The organism is Agriterribacter sp., from assembly GCF_035445465.1.
Classification (GTDB): domain Bacteria; phylum Bacteroidota; class Bacteroidia; order Chitinophagales; family Chitinophagaceae; genus Agriterribacter.
In genome coordinates this window covers 47,304-66,431 of sequence record NZ_DAOMQT010000008.1, presented here as the reverse complement: position 1 = coordinate 66,431, position 19,128 = coordinate 47,304, and the positions used below count along the sequence as shown (strand labels likewise).

The window sequence follows — 19,128 nt, the reverse complement described above, 5'->3', positions numbered from 1 at the left end:
ACATAGGATCATAGGTACATAGGTGTACATAGGATTTTGCTCCATTCTATTGTGTCCCTATTGTGTCTATGTGGTGATCTTCTTATTGTTAAACACATAGGATCATAGGTATATAGGTGCACATAGGGGTTTGCTCCATTCTATTGTGTTCCTATTTGTCTATGTGGTTGTCTTCTTATTGTTAAACACATAGGATCATTGGTATATAGGTGCGCATAGGGGTTTGCTTTCTTATATTGTGTTCCTATTGCGTCTATGTGGTTGTCTTCTTTTTGTTAAACACATAGGATCATTGGTGCATAGGTGCACATAGGGGTTTGCTTTCTTCTATTGTGTTCCTATTGTGTCTATGTGGTTGTCTTCTTTTTGTTAAACACATAGGATCACAGGTATATAGGTGCGCATAGGGGTTTGCTTTCTTATATTGTGTTCCTATTGTGTCTATGTAGTTGTCTTCTTTTTGTTAAACACATAGGATCATAGGTATATAGGTGCGCATAGGGGTTTGCTTTCTTCTATTGTGTTCCTATTGCGTCTATGTGTTTGATCTTTAACATCCAGCCGGAAAACATGAAAATATGAACTGTCATTCTTCTTTACATTATTTTTGCAACCTATGAAATTAGATATACTTGCTGTTGCCGTACATCCCGATGATGCAGAACTGGGCTGTGCAGGCACTTTACTGATGGAAAAGCTGCGAAACAAAAAAACAGGTGTAATTGATCTTACCCGTGGCGAACTGGGTACAAGAGGCAGCGCAGCATTGCGGGCAAAGGAATCTGCCGCTGCTGCCGCTATTATGCAATTGGATGTACGTGAAAACTTAGGCATGGCCGATGGTTTTTTTAAAAATGATGAAGACCACCAGCGCCTGCTTATTAAGGCTATTCGCACATACCAGCCCGAAATTGTTTTGGCCAACGCGTTGGACGACCGCCACCCCGATCACGGAAGAGCAGGACACCTGATCAAAGACGCCTGCTTCTTAAGCGGTTTGCGAAAGATTGAAACGCTTGATAATAACGGTAAGCCGCAAGCGCACTGGCGGCCGAAATATATTTTTCATTACATACAGGACAGGTATTATGAGCCCGGCTTTGTGTATGATATCAGCCCGGTATTTGAAAAAAAGCTGCAAGCTGTAAAGGCGTATTCATCACAATTTCATTCTGACGAATATGCCAATGAGGAACCCCAAACCTATATCTCCACTCCCGGTTTTTTAAATTCGATTATAGGAAGACATGCCATGTTTGGCAAGATGATCGGTGTACCTTATGCTGAAGGGTTTATTACCGAAAAGATGATCGGCATAAATAGTTTTGACGCGTTTATACAGAAGGATACGTAAGGGAAGTTTGTGGTTTGTGGTTTATAGTTTCTGGTTGCATTTGGCTTCGGATTTCGAAATTCAGACTTCGGATTTGATTTGATATTTATTTGTTTCTTGTGATTTGGCTTCCTGGTGCTTTGTATTTTCTCCGGATTTCGGATTTCATGCTTCGGACTTTGTATTTGTATTTTATCCGCCCCGGCGGACAGGTTTGGTTCTTGCTATTTGTCTTTTGGTGCTTTGCATTCCATTTACCTGATAAGCAGCAAAGTACCCTTCTTTTCAATTACCCTGCCCAGGTAATCCGTTCCGCGCGCCATCCACACAAAGGTATCACTGGCCTGCTCTTTTCCTTTAAAAGTGCCATCCCATCCTGATTCCGACGTATTGGAGGAAAACATGAGCTGACCCCAGCGATTGAATATTTTAATATAATCAAACTGCTTTAGGCCAACGGGCGTGGCCCTGAAAACATCATTCAGTCCATCGTTATTGGGTGTAAAAGCATCGGCTACAAATATATCCGGAGCTGTTCTGAATACCTGTACATGCATAGTATCGTAAGCAAAACAGCCCTCGGGCGTGCTTACTTTAACCGAATAGGTGATCTTGTCGCTTACTTCAGAAACAAAATTAGCTATGGGATCAGCAATATCCGTATTACTCAGGTAGTTTGGCGGAAACCACTTGTATATTTCCGCTCCCGTGGCCTGCAGTTGCAGGGGCTGGCCCACCACCACAACAGTGTCGTTTCCGGCAAATGCAGGAACAGGTGGTATAACGGTTACCACTACGTCTTTTAACGTGGGTTTGGGACAGCCTAAGGTATCGGTTACGCTTACGGTATAGGTTGTGGTTACGGGTGGTGAAACAAAAGGATCGGGAACATTAAAGTTACTCACCGACAGCGCCGGCGACCAGCGGTAAAATGCCCCCCCTTCTGCAAACAATTGTATCCGGTCTCCATAACAAATAGAAGAGTCGTTGATTACACGCACCTGGGGGTAAGGCACAGTACTCACCCTCACATTATCCGTAGCGGAGCATTTACCAATATGGGCAGTAACGTTGTAAACGGTATTTACCTCCACAGGTGTGGCCACTGGTTGCTTTAGGGTAGGGTCATCAAGCGTTCCGGCAGGCGCCCACATGTAGGTTAACCCATCGCTGAATGGATTGAGCTGTATCCCGTCGGTTAAGCATATAGTGGTATCGGGGCCTGCATTGAGCGTAACAAAGCTCACCACTTTTACCCGAACCGTATCGGTAGAAGTGCAACCCGGAACGGTAGTGAGGCTTACCGTATACGTGGTGGTAACATCCGGGCTCAGTGTTGCTGTTGCGCCTGCAGCGCGTATGTTAATATCCGGCGCCCAGGTGTAGGTTCCGGGAGGGCCTGTGGCGGAAACGGCAATGGTATCAATATTGCACATTAAAGTATCATGCGGTACACTTAAAAGCGGCTTATCTCTTACCACAAGATCGGTTCTCACCGTGCTCATGCACCCCTTACTGCTACTAACGGTAAGGGCTACTGTATAAGTTCCTGACTCCGTAAAAGTAAATTGTGGCCGCTCACTCCGGGAGGTATCGGTTGAAGAGGAAGGTACGCCAAAGTCCCATTGCCAGGCGTTTGCTACTCCATAATCTGCTTTTGTTGTGTCTGTAAAACGGATAGGCACATCCTTACAGCCTTCGCTGAATGTAAACCCGGGAAAAAAGCCCGGATACACTTTAACGATGCTAAATGCAGAGTCTGAACAATTATCATTTCTGTTGGTAATGAGCATCACCCTGTATGTGCCCGTGTCGGGAAAACTAAAGGATGGGCGTGCAAGGGTTGATGTATCGTCTGTTCTTCCGGGTACGCCAAAATCCCAGTAATGCGTTTTAATTAAAGAGCTGGTGCTCCTGTTCCGGAAGTCAACGGTAAGGCCATCGCAGCTTATATATTCGGGTTCAAGCGATGCTGCCGCCATGGAACAGGAAGCTACTTTGATCTGTATATCTTTCCGGTGCACATTAAACAATACGCCCCGCCGGTATTCGCTTACACATACGGTTATCACGTACACACCCGATGCGGGAGCTATGCCCGATACAAGCCCTGTTTTGGTATTCAACGTTACATTAGCCCCCATTGGTGAAGACGCGCCGAATCCAAAAGCGTAGGGAACAGCGGAATAAGGCGGTGCTACTGCAGGGCTGGGCTGCGGATCTCTTGAAGACCCACCCACATAGGCAGAACAAAAGCTGTACGATAAAGAATCATTCTCCTTATCGGTTGCCCCGAAATCGTAGGTAAAGAAATTATCCTCGCAAACGATCACCGTATCCCTGGTAGCAAAAACAGGGCTGCTGTTCTTAGGTGCATCGTCCAGCACAAGCGTACCCGGTATATCGGCTGTATACGTTGCGCCAACCTGCCCGGAAGCAGCCACATTCGACATGTTTTCGATACGGCAGCACCTTTGAAAAGAAACCGTATATCCATAAGGAGACGCCGGTAGTGTAACCGTAAAACTATAAACCCCTACTTCATAGCATACTGCCGGTGGGTTATCAATGCATTCGCCCGGGCTGCCTAACCGCAGCACATCCTTCCTGGTCATGCTGATATCATAATTCTTAAAAAATGATGAACCGGATACATTTTTCTGGTAAACAGTAATGGGTACAACCGGATCTAACTGGGCGCCTGTAGAAAAGCAATCCCGGTATAATTTGAGGGTAACCTGGTAAGTGAAATCAGATCCGGATGAGCCTGTATAAATATACGAAAGCTCGCCTCCCGTAATATGTCTTGCCTTAAGGACAGCGCAAAACCCCAGACAAATAAGAGTTGCAAAAAAATATTTTATTATCTCAGGCATCACATACGTAATTAAGGAACTTCATAACGGTGTCATTGGCCTGGTCTTTCCGTTCCCACATTCCCATGTGAGCTGTATCAGGGAGGATATTAATGAACGCTTTAGCAGGAAGATAGCACTGCTTAAGGCTATCTTCTAAAGATACACTTTTATCCTCCTCTCCTATAATAAATAAAACCGGAATTGTAAGTTTTTTTAAGGTTTCCGTTCTGTCTGGTCTTTTTATCATTGCCCCGTAATACTGTACGAGGGCGGCAGCCGTAAAGTTGCCTGCATCCTTCATAAGCGTTTCAATTTGTTCCGGATGCTGCAGGGTGAATGCGCTGCCAAACAAATTAGGAATAGATTGTTTCAAAAATTCCTGAGCCCCATATCGTTGTATGAATGCTATCCCTTTCCGCCGGGTTGCTTTCTTATCCTCATTATCGGCAAAGGCGGTGGAATGAACAAGTCCCAGCGCGTTTAAACGTTCGGGGTAGTGTTGTGCGAAGGCCAAAGCCACGTATCCCCCCATGCTATGGCCGATAAGAGTACACTGCTTAATATTTTCCCTGTCGAGTACCTGTTTCATGGAATCCGCATACATTTCAATCATAGAAGCAGTACGCTCAGCAGGAACGGAAAGTAAATCTGATTTGCCGCTTCCCGGAAGGTCGGGAATGATAAGGTGAAAATGGCTTTTTAAAAATGCACGCTGGTAATGCCACACCCGGCCATCCTCCCCGAATCCATGAACAAACATTACCGGCGGTCCGTTACCTTCTGTTTCATAATAAATGCGGCTATTATTATATGTGAGCAACTTTCTGTGCATTTTCTGATCGTTTAAACTGTTTCCAGCTTCGCCAGCCTAATAAAACAATTAAAGGAACCAAATCCTTATTCAGCTCCTGGGGTAGCATTACCCAGAAAGCTAACACCAAAGCATACACTAAAACAGAGAGCGCCCAGTATTGATGCATCAATTTTCTTTTGCTCTTCAGGAAAAACGCTGCAATGGCATGGAAAGGTAATGCCCATAACAGGTTGTAATTATTACGGCACAATACATGATCGGTACCCAGCCACATACCCACAAGCAAAATACCCAGTAAGCCGGCACATAAAAAAAGCAAAAAATCAAGAGACTCCAGCGCTTTTTTGCTCCACTGCCTCCGTATTACCGTTAGCGCTATAAACACCATCAGCGCTGCTGCAAAAGCAATGAAAGGAGTAAAAAATGATTTTGGCGATGCGGTTGCAGATGGCGCGGTGTAAACAGAATGCCTTTCCCTCACCAGAGGTTTATTGCCAATAGCGGCGCTGTCGAAGCCTTTGAAAAGATAATCAGGCAAAAACATGGTTTGCTCATTCTGTGCTGGTTTGTCGAGTCCCCTGCCTAACAGAATATCTATTCCCAGCTTGCTCCAGTACATACCGCTCCTGTTCAGACTATTATGAATAAGCTCGCGAAATGAAACATCCGGGTAGGGTAAGATGTTTTTTATTGTAACCGCTTCCGTTGTATTGTTTTTTACAATATCACGGATGCGCGTAGCACAGTTGTCAAACAAAAAATCATATTTATAGAACTTATTGCTGCCTGAAGCGTTAAGTTGTAATGCAGCATTCAGCTTTATCTTTTCTTCTCCACTCAGGTTCAGTTCCTGTTCAATAATGCTCCGTTGTTCCAACTGATAGCTATAGATGAAATCAGGATACGTTTCTACAGAAAGATAGTACAACAATTTGCCCCGTATGAACTTTGGATAAAAGTCGGGATTGAAATCAAAAGTGCCGTAATTGTATACCTTATCCGTAAAGGTGGCGCTATCGGTAACCCGCAAAGCGCTATGCCCGAAAGTGGAATACAATTCCTCACCGGGGCTGCAGGTGAGCAGCGTAATCCGCAAATGCGATGAGTCTGTTTGGGAATAAGCCGTAGCAAAAGCAAAAAAGGCAATGAAGAAAAAGGGAAGTATTTTTTTCACGAATCAATTTTCCGACAAGTTCGGGAATAAAGCGGGAAATGCGATATAAAAGAACCAAATAACAAGAACCAAATAAATTGAAAAAGCCCGGAGCTATAAATTCGAAATTCGAAGCGAAATGCAACCATAAACCACAAATCATAAAATCCGAAGCCGGAAGACCGAAATCCGATAGAATGCAAAGCACCAGGAAGCCAAATTACAAAAAACAAATAGATACAGCTGGCTCGTGCCTACTATGATGACAGGCAAATTTAAAATCTGAAATTCGAAGCCAATCCCAACGGTAAACCACAAATGATAAACCAGGGAATCCTATTGAAAACTTAGCCTGTCTTTAGTAGTAACTCATCCTGAAACATGTAACCTGCGACCTGCAACCCGGACCAATCTCAAATCACCTTACCGTACTCTTCTTATAAACGGCTCTTTTGATACTACTCTTTTTACAGGATCAAAAAATTTAATCAATAAGAACCCGGCAATAAACCCGCCAATATGCGCCGCATAAGCAACACCGCCGCTCTCTTCTCCTCCCAATATACCCAGTCCGCTGATTACCTGGAATGCAATCCATAAACCCAGCGCCAGTAAAGCAGGAACGGATACCATATACCACAACAGGATGGCATGTACTTTCCGGGTAGGATATAATAAAAGATAACCGCCCAGCACCCCAGAAATAGCACCGGAAGCCCCTAAGCTGGGCACTAAGGAACTGTGGTTAAGCATCAGGGTTGAAAAAACATGACTCAGGGAAGCAATGATCCCGCAAATCAAATAAAACAACAGGTAACGTCCATGACCAAGCCTGTTTTCAATATTGTCGCCAAATATCCAGAGGTATAACATGTTACCGCCTAAGTGGGCCCAGCCGCCATGCATAAACATAGCGGTAAACAATGTAAAATAAACGGGTACCGGCGTGGGTTGCAAGCCCGGCAATTCAAACTGCTGCCCTGTATGCGGGTCAATGATGATCTGAGATGCGGTGATAAAATCCTTTCCTGTAATAATTTCTGCCGGAACAGTAGCATAAGCATAGGTGAATGCCAGGTCATTACCCGCTCCCTGCAGGAAAATAAATACCAGGATATTAGCAACTATCAGCAGGTAATTGATGTAGGGTGTGATGGTGCGGTCCGAATTGTCGTCTCCAACAGGTATCAGCATGCAGGATGATTTGTTATTTCAAGATAGGCAATATTTGGTAAACCCAAAATTTGAATGGAATACAAAGCACGAAATCCGGTGTGAAAGCATCAAGAACCAAATCACAAAAAACAAATAAATACAGATGATTCGTGCCCCGCCGCGGCGGGCAGGCTCACCATGACAGGCAAATTGCAAATTCCAAAGCCTCCTTTGCCCTTGTACCCTGAAACCTGTAACTTATATGCAACAAACCACAATAATAAAAGATAAGCCCGGATTAAAACCGATTTCCCTGTATCCTGAAACCTGTAACCCCGATCAATCTCAAATTTTAATTTACCGATAAACCACAAATTACCACATCTCTCTTTACAAAATCGTCTTCGTATCTGTCATAAATACCCTGGTGCTCACCGTATAGGTGCCGCCATTCACGGCTTTGTATTTAAGGTCTACGTAAAATGCACGGTAACCCGATGCCGGTAAAGCTTCCGTGATCTTAAGCTTTTTCTTTTGGGAAATATTAAGGTCGTTGCTGGTCCATTTATCATTGCGGAAATCTGTATCGGGCGAATCGGCATGCCATACAATTACATCCGTAAGCTCGTCTTTGGTAGCGTTGATATTTACCTTCACTCCTTTTTTACTTACAGATGTTGTCCATTTACACTCGGGATAAGCCGTTTGGGTTAGCGTGCTGCCAAAGAATGCTCCCAGGGCCTGAAAAGCCTGTGCGCCCCCACCAAGATTGTGCCCCGCATTGGGAACATAGTGCAGCAGGTTTTTCCCGGGAATGCTGTCTATGTAGTTTTTAATATTGTCTACCACCCAATATTCATCATTGGTACCCATGAAAATCAATTTAGGCATGGTAAGTGTTTTGCGGTATGAATAAGGATCCACCATGGTGGTAACCGCCATTCCGCTTTCCGTTTTTGCACCCTGCGGAATGCCCAGCTTTACATAATCCTCGATCTGCACGCTATAATCACCCAGCGCTTTAATCTGGTAGTCTAAGCTCACGGGCATGTTCAAAACATCAATAACCATAGGCGCTATGGCCTGTGCACGCTTATCATTGGCGCCTGTAAGCCAGGTTGTCCATCCGCGTTTGGAGGCGCCGGAAACCACAAAACGGTTTACCGGGTGGTTCAACTGTTGTTTCGAAAACTCCTGTATGGCGTCCATTGCCCTTACCGCGCTTTTTACCATGGGGAACAATAACGGCCAGGAATAGTCGCCATCTTTTTTAAAATTATGCAGGGTAAAGGATATCAGCTCATCTTCTGTGAGATCATTATACAGGGGCTGGTTGGGCGTTTGTCTTAACACCGCCACAATAGCATGATTTGTTGCCGCCATATCAGCCATGCTTACGTTGAACTTATCATCACGCCCGTTCCAGTTGGGTAAACCATTTTTTATGGAACCGCCTGTAATAAACAAAAGGGCGCCATCGTATTTATTTTCCTTCGGAACCAGCACAGTCAACTGGTGCGTCCATACATGCTCCCGCCACTGCTGCGAGGTAAGTAATAACGCATAGGCTTTTACGTCTCCGATATCATAGGTATCTTTTACTTCCCATTTAAATGTTTTATCTCCATTATGTAAATAACTCTGCAAAGCGGTTGATGGTGTAACCTGCGCCTGAACAAGCGTAAGGAATGAAACGAGGAATACGAATACGCTTAGATAAATCTTCTTCATATTAACTACCGGTTTATACTTTGAATTTATTTTGAATTTGTTGTTTGGTTCTTTGCTTTTACTTTCACTTCCAGTTTTGTTCTTCGGGCTTAAGCATTCCAAATCTATTTTATTTAACCGGCGCCGGGTTTTCTTTTACCCACTTTAACACTTCATTCATATATATTTCACCCGTCATTTCGCCCAGGCTGGTACGACTAACATAATCGTATCGCTTAAAGCTGCTGAAGTCTTCTTTAGTAAGGATATAGCCAAAAGCGTCATTCGTTAATCCAAACAAAAAAGGATGTTTGGTGGGCATGTGGCGTTTTACATAATAGCCAATATTAGGCAGGGCTTCCCCCGGTATAGTGAGCACCTGTGCGGTTCCGATATTGAGCAGGTTAATCTGCGTAGTGGCAAAATTTGTATCTGTTTTTTCGCCCGCCAGCTTCAGCGGAGACTTGCTGAGAATATATTTCATGATCTCTGAATCAATGGGAAAACGGATCGTTTTTGCCGCGCAATACAGACCGGGATTGGTTTGTACAGGAGCGCCGGCAACAATACGTAAAGCTTCATCGGCCAGCAATTCGCCAATGCGTATACATTCTTCCCAGTCGTTGGCTTCTCCTCCTTTTTCGAGCCGGTTATCGGCCGTTACCATTCCGCCCTGGGCGCTGTTCATGAAAAGGGCAACTCCACCCGCTTTGGATTCAATGCGATGGTATAATGGCCCGCACAGGTCGGAACTTAAAATACCCTGCGATGAACCAATAACTTCGGGGTGCACCGCGTAATTCACCAACGTGGCAATGGGCTTGTTCTTATTTTTACCGGTAGTTGCTATGGCCTGTATAATACCGCAGCGGGGATCATACAACTGGGGAGCGTAATAATTGTAAGCGATCTTTCCTTTCGCTTCATCCACTGCGATTTTTAATGACGCAGGTTCTAATTTTTTCACGGCTTCATTTACCGCATCAGCTATTTGCTGCACACACCAGTCTAAATATTTCAGGTCGGCATGCGATTGTCCTTTTTCATCCGGGAATCCGTAAGCGTCCGGAGCGCTGTGGGTATGCGTAACGCCTATAAGAATGTTTTCGGGTGCAATACCTTTGATCAACGCCCTCGACCTGTTTCCTAACACCGATGGCCACCCTAAGTTATCAATATTAACGATAGCGATCCTGGTATTGCCTTTTTCCAGCACCAGGGCGCGGGCGTATAAATCGCCCTGCTTAATGGTTGCCGGCTTAGGGGTGCCGATTCCACCAGACACCGGCAGTAAAGGATCGGGTGTAATGATCCTTACTGCAGCGCCGGCTTTGAATGTTTGGGAATAGGAACCAGGGGTAAAACCAATTATACAGAGAAAAAAAATAAAAACTCTTACATACATCTTATAAACAATTATCTCTCCAATTTAAAATATCGGTACAAGGTGTAAGGCAGAGGGTGTAAGGTATAAGGAAGAGGGCGGAAATGGATTTTACCTTACCCCCTTATGCCCTATACCCAATACCCTATACCTTATACCTTATACCTTATACCTTACGCCTTCCCCATCTACCATGGTTTTCCTGTTCCCTGAACAATCCACGGCCTGGACCACGGGCTGTTTTTAGCGCCGTTTCCGCCAAAGTTGGAATACGGGGTAGTTTCCAGTTTATTATTAGCCACCTCTACATTAGCTCCGTTCAGGTTTCTTTCGCCCAACGGGTAGTAAAAACGTAATGGGAGCTCCGGCGCCTGGGTAAATCCGGCTACACCGTGCAATTCAGGATAACCTGTTCTGCGCCAGTCGAACCAGGCTTCAGCCGCCATACTCCAGCTCGCTATCCACTTCTGAGTAATGATCTGTTCAATAGTACCGTCATAAGCTACTTCAGGCTGGGCAATATAAGCCGGTGCATCAGCACCAAATCCCCACACCGAGAAAGAAGCGGCAATTCCCTGATTATAGTGCGTTTCCGCATCGCCCGCATTCCAGCCCTTTGCAGCCGCTTCTGCCAGAATGAAATGAACTTCTGCCGCGGTTATCAGCCTCACCCTTACGCCTCCTGCATTCCCCTGGGCAAATTTTTTGTTCACCCACGATACATGTGTATTGTGAGATGCCTGCTGAACATCAGGACTCAGGTTATAGGTTTGCGGAGCATTTAATGCTACCGGTAATCCCACATAATAAGGATCCTGATTAATATCATTTATGGTTATTCCTTTTGCAGCAATAAATTCATTGGTTATGATCATTACCCTGGGTCTGTGTACACCATTGATTGTAGTATCAAATACCACTTTACTTATATTTCCGGTAAGATCCGCATCAACATATATGGATTCTGTAACAGGCTCGGCCCATGCCCTGATCCTGGGATCATTTTTACTCAACAGCTCTTTTACCAGGGTGTTGCACATTTTGATCCTTATATAATTGGTGCTGTCTGACTGGGGAACGGCATAAGCAGGCCAGGAATCTGCATCGCTGTTTCCGGGGAAAGCCATTGATGGTTCATCTGCAACAGCAGTAATAACCGGATATTTTGTCGGATCCCCTGCTATTTTTTCAATTCCCTGCTGTGCAACCGAAGGGAGTTTTTCCGAGAGGCGCATATAATACCGCAAGGCAAGGGAATTAGCAAATTTTCTCCATTTAAGTGCATCTCCTGTGTAATAAATATCTGCCGGCCCGGTTGAACTGTTAAAGGAAGCCTCGTCTAAAAGCGTATTTGCTTTTTCAAGATTAAGCAGAATACTATCATATATGCTTTGCTGGGCGTCGAATATTGGGAAAGTGTTTTCAGCACCTCCCAGGTTTCCTTTTAAGGCATCACTGTAGGGAGCATCACCCCACAAATCAGTTATCAAACCAAAAATAAGGCTTTTCATCACCAGTGTTATGCCCTGGTGCAATGGATAGTTGAGCTCTACGGCCTTGTCATATACAAACTGGTTATTTCTTAAGATACCGTAATAACCGCCCCAGTCATTAGAATTTCCCCAGTCGTAGTTATTGTGCCCGCCGGCCCAGCCGTCTTTTTGCGTATGCTGCATTACGCCGGCTATATCAAGATAACCCAGATTAACCAATGCCCTTGCCGATTCTGTTAATACGGTAGACAGCACTAAATTCGGATTAGTGGTGGAAGGGTCTGCACCATTAGGATTTTCGTTAAGCTCCACCAGGTGTTTCTGACATGATAGTCCCGCAATCATGGATACTATCGTCAACGATATGATATAAATCTTTTTCATATAAAAAGGTATAAATGTCTTAGAATGTTATATTAAGTTTAACTCCTACCGGTATAGACCATGGTGTTACATTGTATCGTTCAATACCCTGCTTAAATTGTATTCCGCCCTGAACACCTGTTGTGGGTTGAAATGCATTTTCAGGGTCAATACCAATTTTGGCCTTGGTCCATAAAATTACATTCCTGGTATACACACCAAAACTAACATCCTGCATTCTCAACGATTTTATCAACGACTGCGGTAAAGCATAGGTAAGTGATAATTCTCTCAACTTGATATAAGAAGCAGAGAATAAAGTGGGCTCCATAAAATCCCAGGCATTACTTACCGCATAAAGCAGCGGAATGGTTTTTTTCGTTTTATCGTTAGGGTCATCCATACCCAGAATATTTTCTCCCAGGTTCTCTGTATACCCTGTTGGATTGCCGTTAGCATCATAACCTGACGGATAAACTCCCGGGGCAATCAAACCGCCATAAGGCAAATTAAATCCCGCTATAGATACCGGGTAACTTGCCCTTTCCGGTGAAGGCCAACCCACTCGTATAAATTTTTGACCGTGCGGTATTATCAATTCATCTGCATGGGCAACTAAGTAATCCCGCAGCTCTTTGCCGCTCATAGTACCCGGATCCCAGAAATTATCAAATTGCAGCGCAGCCCTGCCGTCCTCAACGCCATAACGATAGGTTTGGGAAACGAACTGTCCGCCATTCCTCCAGTCAACCGTAGCGCTCAGCGTCCAGCTTTTCCAGCTTATGGAAGTTTGCGCCCCCAATATAAAGCGGGGATTAAAATTGCCAATTTTATTTCTGGTTTGGAGTCCGTCCAACGCTACCCATTTGGCGCCATCCTCGTTATTGCCATCTAATAAAGGCCATCCGTAATAAGGTGAAGATTTATCTTCCACTACTCTTACTTTAGGCCCGTAAATATCTCCCACCTCTTCTCCCAAAAACGTATAAGCGCCACCTTTAGCATCTTCCCAATAAGTAAAATAAGGCATTTCATCGGCCAGCTCCATTATTTTCGTACGGTTGCGGGTAAGATTGGCACTGATGTCCCAGCGCCAGTTCCGGCTTTGAAAAGGTGTACCTCCTACAGTAAGTTCATAGCCATAGCTACGGATCAGACCGGCATTGATATTCTTTGAACCATACCCGGTGGAGGATGGCAGGCCTGTACTGAATATCTGGTTCTTATTATCTACCAGGTAATAGGTAGCCGCTAAGCGGAACCTGTTCCTGAACAGGCTAACATCTATACCTGCTTCATAAGAAGTAGCCAGCTCCGGTTTAAGATTTTCATTGAGCAAGGTTCCCGAAGTAGTTAGCCTGGGCACATTTCCCCAGGTGCCTGCATTGCCTAAAACGCTATATAACATATAAGGGCTGGCATCATTACCCGCCAGGGCATAACCTCCTCTCAGCTTGATTAGGTTAATATTTTCCGAAGTAACACCTAATATTTCATTTGCCAGCACACTCAAAGAAGCTGACGGATAAAAATAAGGCTTAGCGCCCGGTAAGGTACTCGACCAGTCGTTACGACTGGTAAGATCAAGATAAATCATATCCTTAAACCCAACTGTTGCCATTGCGTACAAGCTGTTTACCCCCTTTTCAAAGCGATTGTTGTTATAGTTAAGATTGGCAGGGAGGATATTCTGAACGGTGAATACACCCGGAACAACCAGACCTGTACCGTTTTTAGTGGCTATACTTTCAGCAGAACCATTCAGGTAGCGTACATTTCCCCCACCCGAAACGGAAATATGAAATGCGTTAAGATTTTTCTTATACGTGAGCAGGAAATCTGCGTTACTTTCAAAATTCCTGATATTGGTAATACCATAAGCGCCGCGGGGATCGCTGGTGTAGCCATTTGATATTTTAGTTTCTCTCTTTTCATTAAAATTATCCAAACCATAGCGGAGCATCAGGCTAAGGTCGCGGGTGATCTGCCAGTCGGCCTTTAAATTACCATACACCCTGTCTCTTACAAATGAATTATTTACCTCGTAGGCCAGAAAATAAGGGTTATTAGCCGAAGGATGTGTGGATACTACTGCAAGCCCTTCCTGTCCGGGTACCCAGTAATCTTTCAGATCCAGAATATCATTATTTGGCGACACGGCATAAGCCCATTGTAAAGGATTGGCGCCTCTTTCACCTGCAGGCCGGTTATTCGACCTGTTCCTGCTGAAATCAATATTGGTGCTCAGCCGGAAATTATTGCTTACTTTAAGTGCAGAGCTAAAATTAAGCGTATTGCGGAAAAGGTCAGAATTGGGAACAATGCCCCTGTTACGCATGTCGGACAGGGAAACACGGTAATTCATTTTTTCCGTGTTATTGGCAACAGACACACCATTGGTTGTTGTTATGCCTGTTTGTACAAAATTCTTAACATTGTTAGGGTGCGAAACCAGCGGGATGGCGATTTGCTTACCATTTTCATCTAATGGGCTGTTCCACTGGATGGCATTATACCCTCTGTCTAATTCGGGGCCACCAGAACCTCCCGATTCATCTATAATTACATAATCCGGGTTAAAACGCGGATCCGATACCCCGAGCGGATCAGTAAACAGGTTACCCGATATGCCTACCGGAATGGCAGGGAAAATACCGCTTGCATATTTCGTTTGCCAGTTTAAAAACTTATAGGGCTTGTCAAACACGGTATTAGAAATAAAGTTAACTGTGGTTTTGTCAAGTCCCTTACCGCTTTTGGTGGTGATCAGCACCACGCCATTACCTGCCCTTGAGCCATACAGTGCAGCGGCACTGGGTCCTTTAAGAACGGTTACACTTTCAATATCATCAGGATTAAGCCCTCCGATAGCGTTTCCATAATCCACACGGTTATCATTACCTACCTGGCTTACATTATTGAGCGTATTGGCAATGGGTACGCCATCTACTACAAACAAAGGCTGATTATCATTACTGAGAGAGGTAGCCCCACGGATCACCATGCTTACGGAAGATCCGGCTGCACCGGTTTGATTGATCGTAACACCGGCTACCTTGCCCGACATGGCATTCAGCACATTTTCCTGAGCCACCCGGTTCATTTCTTTACCGGCTACTTCCTCAACGGAATAACCCAGTGATTTCTTTTCACGGGTGATGCCCAGGGCCGTTACCACTACTCCCGAAAGTTCCTGCGCGGTACTTTCAATGGTAGCGTTCACTACCTGGCGACCCGACACGGACAGCTCTACCGTTTTATACCCTACAAAAGTAAATACCAGCACACTATTCGTGTTTTTAACGGTAATAGCATAATTACCATTATTATCACTGGTGGTTGCATTTGACGTGCCTTTTTCCGTAACCGTTACCCCTGCAACAGGCCCGTTTTCATCTGTTACCAAGCCGCGCACCGGAAAGTCGGCCGCAACAGCAGCCAGATTTAAAAATAACACCAGGCTAAAGCAAAATAATAACCTGGCAGTAAAGCAGCAAGTTCTCATAACAATTGATTGGTTTAATAAAAAGAATTTGTTTTCAAGTTAGATTAGAATTACAGTCCTCACTATTGCTTTTCAAGTAATAGCTTCATGGGAACATCACCTAAGCCAGGGAGCTTCACAGATATGGCAAGATTTAACCGGGTTGCCGTAATGTTGTTGATCCAGTGCGGATCTCTCTGATCTTTCTCAGGGAATAACGCCAGCACTGAACTGTACACTTCCGTATCCCAGGCGCCTGATCCGCCTGCCAGCACTTTAGCACCACCACCAAAATCAACAATCCCGTCTACTTTATAATTACCATCACCATTGAAGTTGTATGTATTGTTCCGGGTAAACAAAAACGGATTTGCTCCGGCTGCCGCTGTTAAAAGTGCATTAATAGTAGGATCATCCAGCATACTCATACCTTCATTCAGCCGTATTTTTCCAACACCAGGAACAGTAACACTGGTAGATACGCCCAGTTGAATGTCTTTCTGCTTCCAACTGCCGGTTACCCATTCTTTTTTGGCCGCGGCAAGATCTGTTTTAGGCGATTCATCCTTTTTGCAGGAAGTAATAAAAAAAAGGGAAGCAATAAGCAATGGTAAGGCATACGCCTTTAAAGTTCTTTTCATGAGCAGATGGTTGATGTGATGAATAGTATTTGATTGTTTGGTTTGCGAAATTGTGTATTTAACGTACAGGAGATTTATATTTTTATACAATTCATGAAAACATAATATGCGTTAAAAATAACATGCTGTTTTATAATTAACCGGGCATGCATTTCCGGGTTGAAATAAAGCTCAATTTTATCTAAATTCTTCAAACTAACAAATGTTAATTATTATAAAAAAAATAGCTTAAATTACGATAAGACTTTGGCTGTACCATCGGTTTTGATATGTGAGGAGTCGGCCATGCTTCCGGATCGGAGATCCGGGATAACTATACCATACCCATGCCGGTAAAAGATTTTCAGCACATTTGTTTCCGGAGATTGATCATTGCCCGGAAGGCGAGATTGTTCACTGACTGGTAATTCATGCTCAGCTTCACCGCAATCTGCTCGTAAGTGAGCCCTTCAAAGAAACGAAGGCGCACCACCTGCTTTTGCCTTGAAGTAAGCTGCGCCAGTGCCATATTTAAACGGCTTTTTTGCTCTGTGACCCTTTCTGATGATATGATCATTTCTTCAATATTATGGGTTTCCGCCAGACCCTGTTCATTATCATGCAGCTCATTTACAATTAGTTTGCGTTTAACTTTTTTAAGGATGATGCTTTTCAGCACTTTTACAAGATAGCTGTAAGAATGGTTCACATCACCAATACTTACCCTGTAATGCCATATTTCAATGAAAATTTCCTGCAAGGCATCTTTGGCTAATTCCCTGTTATCTGTCATTTTTAAAGCCGCGTGAAACAGCCTGTCAATATACGTATCATACAGGTATCCCAGGGCTTCGGCATTCCCTTCCTTCAACTGTCGCCAGCAGGCAGCATCGTTCTGGTAATTGTAGTCAGCCATAAGTGATAAAATAAGCAATCAAAAAAAATAATGGTACCATTCCGGCACACTTTAAAAAAATGCTTTTTTTCAAACTTCAATTTTATCCCTATTTTAAAAATTGGGCAATGTTAATTCTTATGAAAAAAATAGCAGAAATTATGATAGGGGTAGGTATGGGGTATGGGGTAATAAGGTGGAAGGTATAGGGTAATAAGGTGTAAGGTATAGGGTAATAAGGTGTAAGGTATAGGGTATAGGGTATAGGGTATGAGGCGTAAGGTATGGGAGACAATAAACAGAGCAATAGGTAGATGAAGCTGCTTTAATTTATTTTATATACTGCCGCAGATCCGCAGATAAACCGGTGTGATCTTATCTGTATAAATATAAAACCGTGGCCCGAAGCTGATCCGGACTCACGGTTTTTTACTGCCGATTTAACTATCGCTTTAAAAGGTATACCGTACGGAAGCGCCTATATTACCTGCATAGAAACGGGAATAACTTAAATAACTATACCCATAATAATCAGGTTTAACAATGGCAAATGTGGGCCTGAAATCAGCACTCACATTTAAAGGAATATTACCAAATTTATAATCTACGCCACCAGTGGGAAATAAACCTAATCCAAATCCGGAATAATCTTTGTTACCCGAGAAAGTGTTATAAGCGGTTAAACCCCCACCTACAAACCATTTCAGCCCTTCTACAGAACCGATAGGAAAATGATGCTGGTAGGAAGCAGAGAAGGAAAGATTGAACTGGTTATAGCCGGAATATACGCTCGCGTATGGCCTGAACCCCAGGTTTAATTCTATCGCTCCCGGTTCCGTAACAAAGGTTTTAAATGAAGCGGCGATAATATCATAATATCCGCCACCTGCGCGCAAGCCAATCCCGCTTTTATAGCTGCTTCCATCCTGTGCCTGCAGCGGCAATACAGAGAAGCTCAACATAAATACAACACTTAATGCGATCAGAATTTTTTTCATCATGTTCATTTTAATAATAAAGAATACAAGTATAAAATTCCCGCAAAAATAGAAGAGCATATTCGATTTTAGTGACTGATTTATTTTTATTGCTTTATGCTAAAATTATATGCCCCGGCGCCTGATCTGCCATCTGTAGCGGTATCCCCGGCATATATGGAGTTGCATAACTAAATCCACCTTATACCTTCCACCCTATACCTTATTACCCTATACCTTATTACCCTATACCTTATTACCCTATATCTTCCACCCTATACCTCACACCTCATTACCCTATACCTCACCCCTTACTCAGTTAAACCGGCGGGCATAAAATTCACCGTCTGTGATATTGAACTTTACAGTATACGCTTCGTCATATAACACACCGGAAAAATCACCTTTCATATAGTCGGCTGTTGCTTCTGTAATTTTTATTATCGCTTTCGTTTCTGTTCCGGGAGGCAGCGCCGGCGCAAATTCTTCCATCCAGGAGAGATAATTCTTCCCGTTTTCATCAATATACACCAGGTTAACAAGCTTGGCCTTTTGCATACCGGATGTGCCCGTGGTATAGCTTGTATAACCAAGTCCTGTTTGGGTTTCATTGTCTGTAGCCAGCAATAAGGTCATATTATTTTTAGTGGCTACCAACGCCTCTTTTAACCCCGCAAGCGAAGTATTATGCTGTAATGCGGTTGCTTTATCAAAAGCGCCTTCTACCTGTCCTTTGTACTCTACCTGTGTTCCGTTAATTTTAAAGCGTATATAATAACCAGATCCCGGATCCCGGGTGTCATTGTCTTTTTTACAGGAATAAGCCATGATCATAATCCCCGGCAACAGTACATACAGGAAAAGCCTGAAAAGAAAATGCTGCTTCATA

Annotated in this window: 13 protein-coding genes; 1 reads left to right on the top strand and 12 read right to left on the bottom strand. The window is 43.9% G+C overall.

Annotation, left to right across the window (positions count from 1 at the left end; translation table 11 throughout):
- The first annotated feature begins 616 nt into the window (after positions 1-616).
- Positions 617-1,354 (top strand): bacillithiol biosynthesis deacetylase BshB1, encoded by a 738-nt coding sequence (bshB1, locus tag PLE34_RS06455; protein WP_324555097.1) that lies wholly within the window; start codon positions 617-619, stop codon positions 1,352-1,354.
- Between the two features lie 233 nt (positions 1,355-1,587).
- On the opposite strand, the gene PLE34_RS06450 is transcribed toward bshB1, so the two are convergent.
- The 12 genes from PLE34_RS06450 to PLE34_RS06395 all read right to left on the bottom strand — a co-directional run bounded on the left by PLE34_RS06450 (position 1,588) and on the right by PLE34_RS06395 (position 19,127).
- Positions 1,588-4,209, bottom strand: a complete 2,622-nt coding sequence (locus tag PLE34_RS06450) for a T9SS type B sorting domain-containing protein (protein WP_324555095.1) — start codon at positions 4,207-4,209, stop codon at positions 1,588-1,590.
- Positions 4,202-5,023, bottom strand: coding sequence for an alpha/beta fold hydrolase (locus PLE34_RS06445; protein WP_324555093.1), 822 nt, complete (start codon positions 5,021-5,023; stop codon positions 4,202-4,204). Before PLE34_RS06445 ends, PLE34_RS06450 begins: the two co-directional genes overlap by 8 nt.
- Positions 4,998-6,179: an Lnb N-terminal periplasmic domain-containing protein gene (locus tag PLE34_RS06440; RefSeq protein WP_324555090.1), complete on the bottom strand. Its 1,182-nt coding sequence runs from the start codon at positions 6,177-6,179 to the stop codon at positions 4,998-5,000. The genes PLE34_RS06445 and PLE34_RS06440 overlap by 26 nt, the downstream gene beginning before the upstream one ends.
- 402 nt (positions 6,180-6,581) lie before the next feature.
- Positions 6,582-7,352, bottom strand: coding sequence for a rhomboid family intramembrane serine protease (locus PLE34_RS06435; RefSeq protein ID WP_324555088.1), 771 nt, complete (start codon positions 7,350-7,352; stop codon positions 6,582-6,584).
- A gap of 351 nt (positions 7,353-7,703) precedes the next feature.
- Entirely contained in the window at positions 7,704-9,044 is a 1,341-nt protein-coding gene (locus PLE34_RS06430) for a PhoPQ-activated pathogenicity-related family protein (RefSeq protein ID WP_324555087.1), read from the bottom strand.
- A gap of 109 nt (positions 9,045-9,153) precedes the next feature.
- Positions 9,154-10,428, bottom strand: coding sequence for a hypothetical protein (locus tag PLE34_RS06425; protein ID WP_324555085.1), 1,275 nt, complete (start codon positions 10,426-10,428; stop codon positions 9,154-9,156).
- Between the two features lie 167 nt (positions 10,429-10,595).
- Positions 10,596-12,284 (bottom strand): SusD/RagB family nutrient-binding outer membrane lipoprotein, encoded by a 1,689-nt coding sequence (locus PLE34_RS06420; protein WP_324555083.1) that lies wholly within the window; start codon positions 12,282-12,284, stop codon positions 10,596-10,598.
- Positions 12,285-12,303: 19 nt separating this feature from the next.
- Complete coding sequence (locus PLE34_RS06415) at positions 12,304-15,768, bottom strand: SusC/RagA family TonB-linked outer membrane protein (protein ID WP_324555081.1); 3,465 nt, start codon at positions 15,766-15,768, stop codon at positions 12,304-12,306.
- Positions 15,769-15,830: 62 nt separating this feature from the next.
- Positions 15,831-16,388 carry a hypothetical protein gene (locus PLE34_RS06410; RefSeq protein ID WP_324555079.1) on the bottom strand — a complete coding sequence of 186 codons (558 nt, stop codon included), beginning with the start codon at positions 16,386-16,388 and terminating at the stop codon, positions 15,831-15,833.
- A gap of 343 nt (positions 16,389-16,731) precedes the next feature.
- A complete protein-coding gene (locus PLE34_RS06405) occupies positions 16,732-17,283 on the bottom strand; it encodes an RNA polymerase sigma factor (protein ID WP_324555078.1) in 552 nt (183 codons plus the stop codon).
- Positions 17,284-17,714: 431 nt separating this feature from the next.
- Positions 17,715-18,263, bottom strand: coding sequence for a hypothetical protein (locus tag PLE34_RS06400; RefSeq protein ID WP_324555077.1), 549 nt, complete (start codon positions 18,261-18,263; stop codon positions 17,715-17,717).
- Positions 18,264-18,554: 291 nt separating this feature from the next.
- Entirely contained in the window at positions 18,555-19,127 is a 573-nt protein-coding gene (locus PLE34_RS06395) for a hypothetical protein (RefSeq protein ID WP_324555076.1), read from the bottom strand.
- Position 19,128: the final 1 nt, after the last annotated feature.

Coding starts and splice junctions, on each gene's coding strand:
- PLE34_RS06395 (WP_324555076.1), bottom strand. CDS start 19,127: ATGAAGCAGCATTTTCTTTTCAGGCTTTTCCTGTATGTACTGTTGCCG.
- PLE34_RS06435 (WP_324555088.1), bottom strand. CDS start 7,352: ATGCTGATACCTGTTGGAGACGACAATTCGGACCGCACCATCACACCC.
- PLE34_RS06420 (WP_324555083.1), bottom strand. CDS start 12,284: ATGAAAAAGATTTATATCATATCGTTGACGATAGTATCCATGATTGCG.
- PLE34_RS06405 (WP_324555078.1), bottom strand. CDS start 17,283: ATGGCTGACTACAATTACCAGAACGATGCTGCCTGCTGGCGACAGTTG.
- PLE34_RS06415 (WP_324555081.1), bottom strand. CDS start 15,768: ATGAGAACTTGCTGCTTTACTGCCAGGTTATTATTTTGCTTTAGCCTG.
- PLE34_RS06430 (WP_324555087.1), bottom strand. CDS start 9,044: ATGAAGAAGATTTATCTAAGCGTATTCGTATTCCTCGTTTCATTCCTT.
- bshB1 (WP_324555097.1), top strand. CDS start 617: ATGAAATTAGATATACTTGCTGTTGCCGTACATCCCGATGATGCAGAA.
- PLE34_RS06450 (WP_324555095.1), bottom strand. CDS start 4,209: ATGCCTGAGATAATAAAATATTTTTTTGCAACTCTTATTTGTCTGGGG.
- PLE34_RS06445 (WP_324555093.1), bottom strand. CDS start 5,023: ATGCACAGAAAGTTGCTCACATATAATAATAGCCGCATTTATTATGAA.
- PLE34_RS06400 (WP_324555077.1), bottom strand. CDS start 18,263: ATGATGAAAAAAATTCTGATCGCATTAAGTGTTGTATTTATGTTGAGC.
- PLE34_RS06410 (WP_324555079.1), bottom strand. CDS start 16,388: ATGAAAAGAACTTTAAAGGCGTATGCCTTACCATTGCTTATTGCTTCC.
- PLE34_RS06425 (WP_324555085.1), bottom strand. CDS start 10,428: ATGTATGTAAGAGTTTTTATTTTTTTTCTCTGTATAATTGGTTTTACC.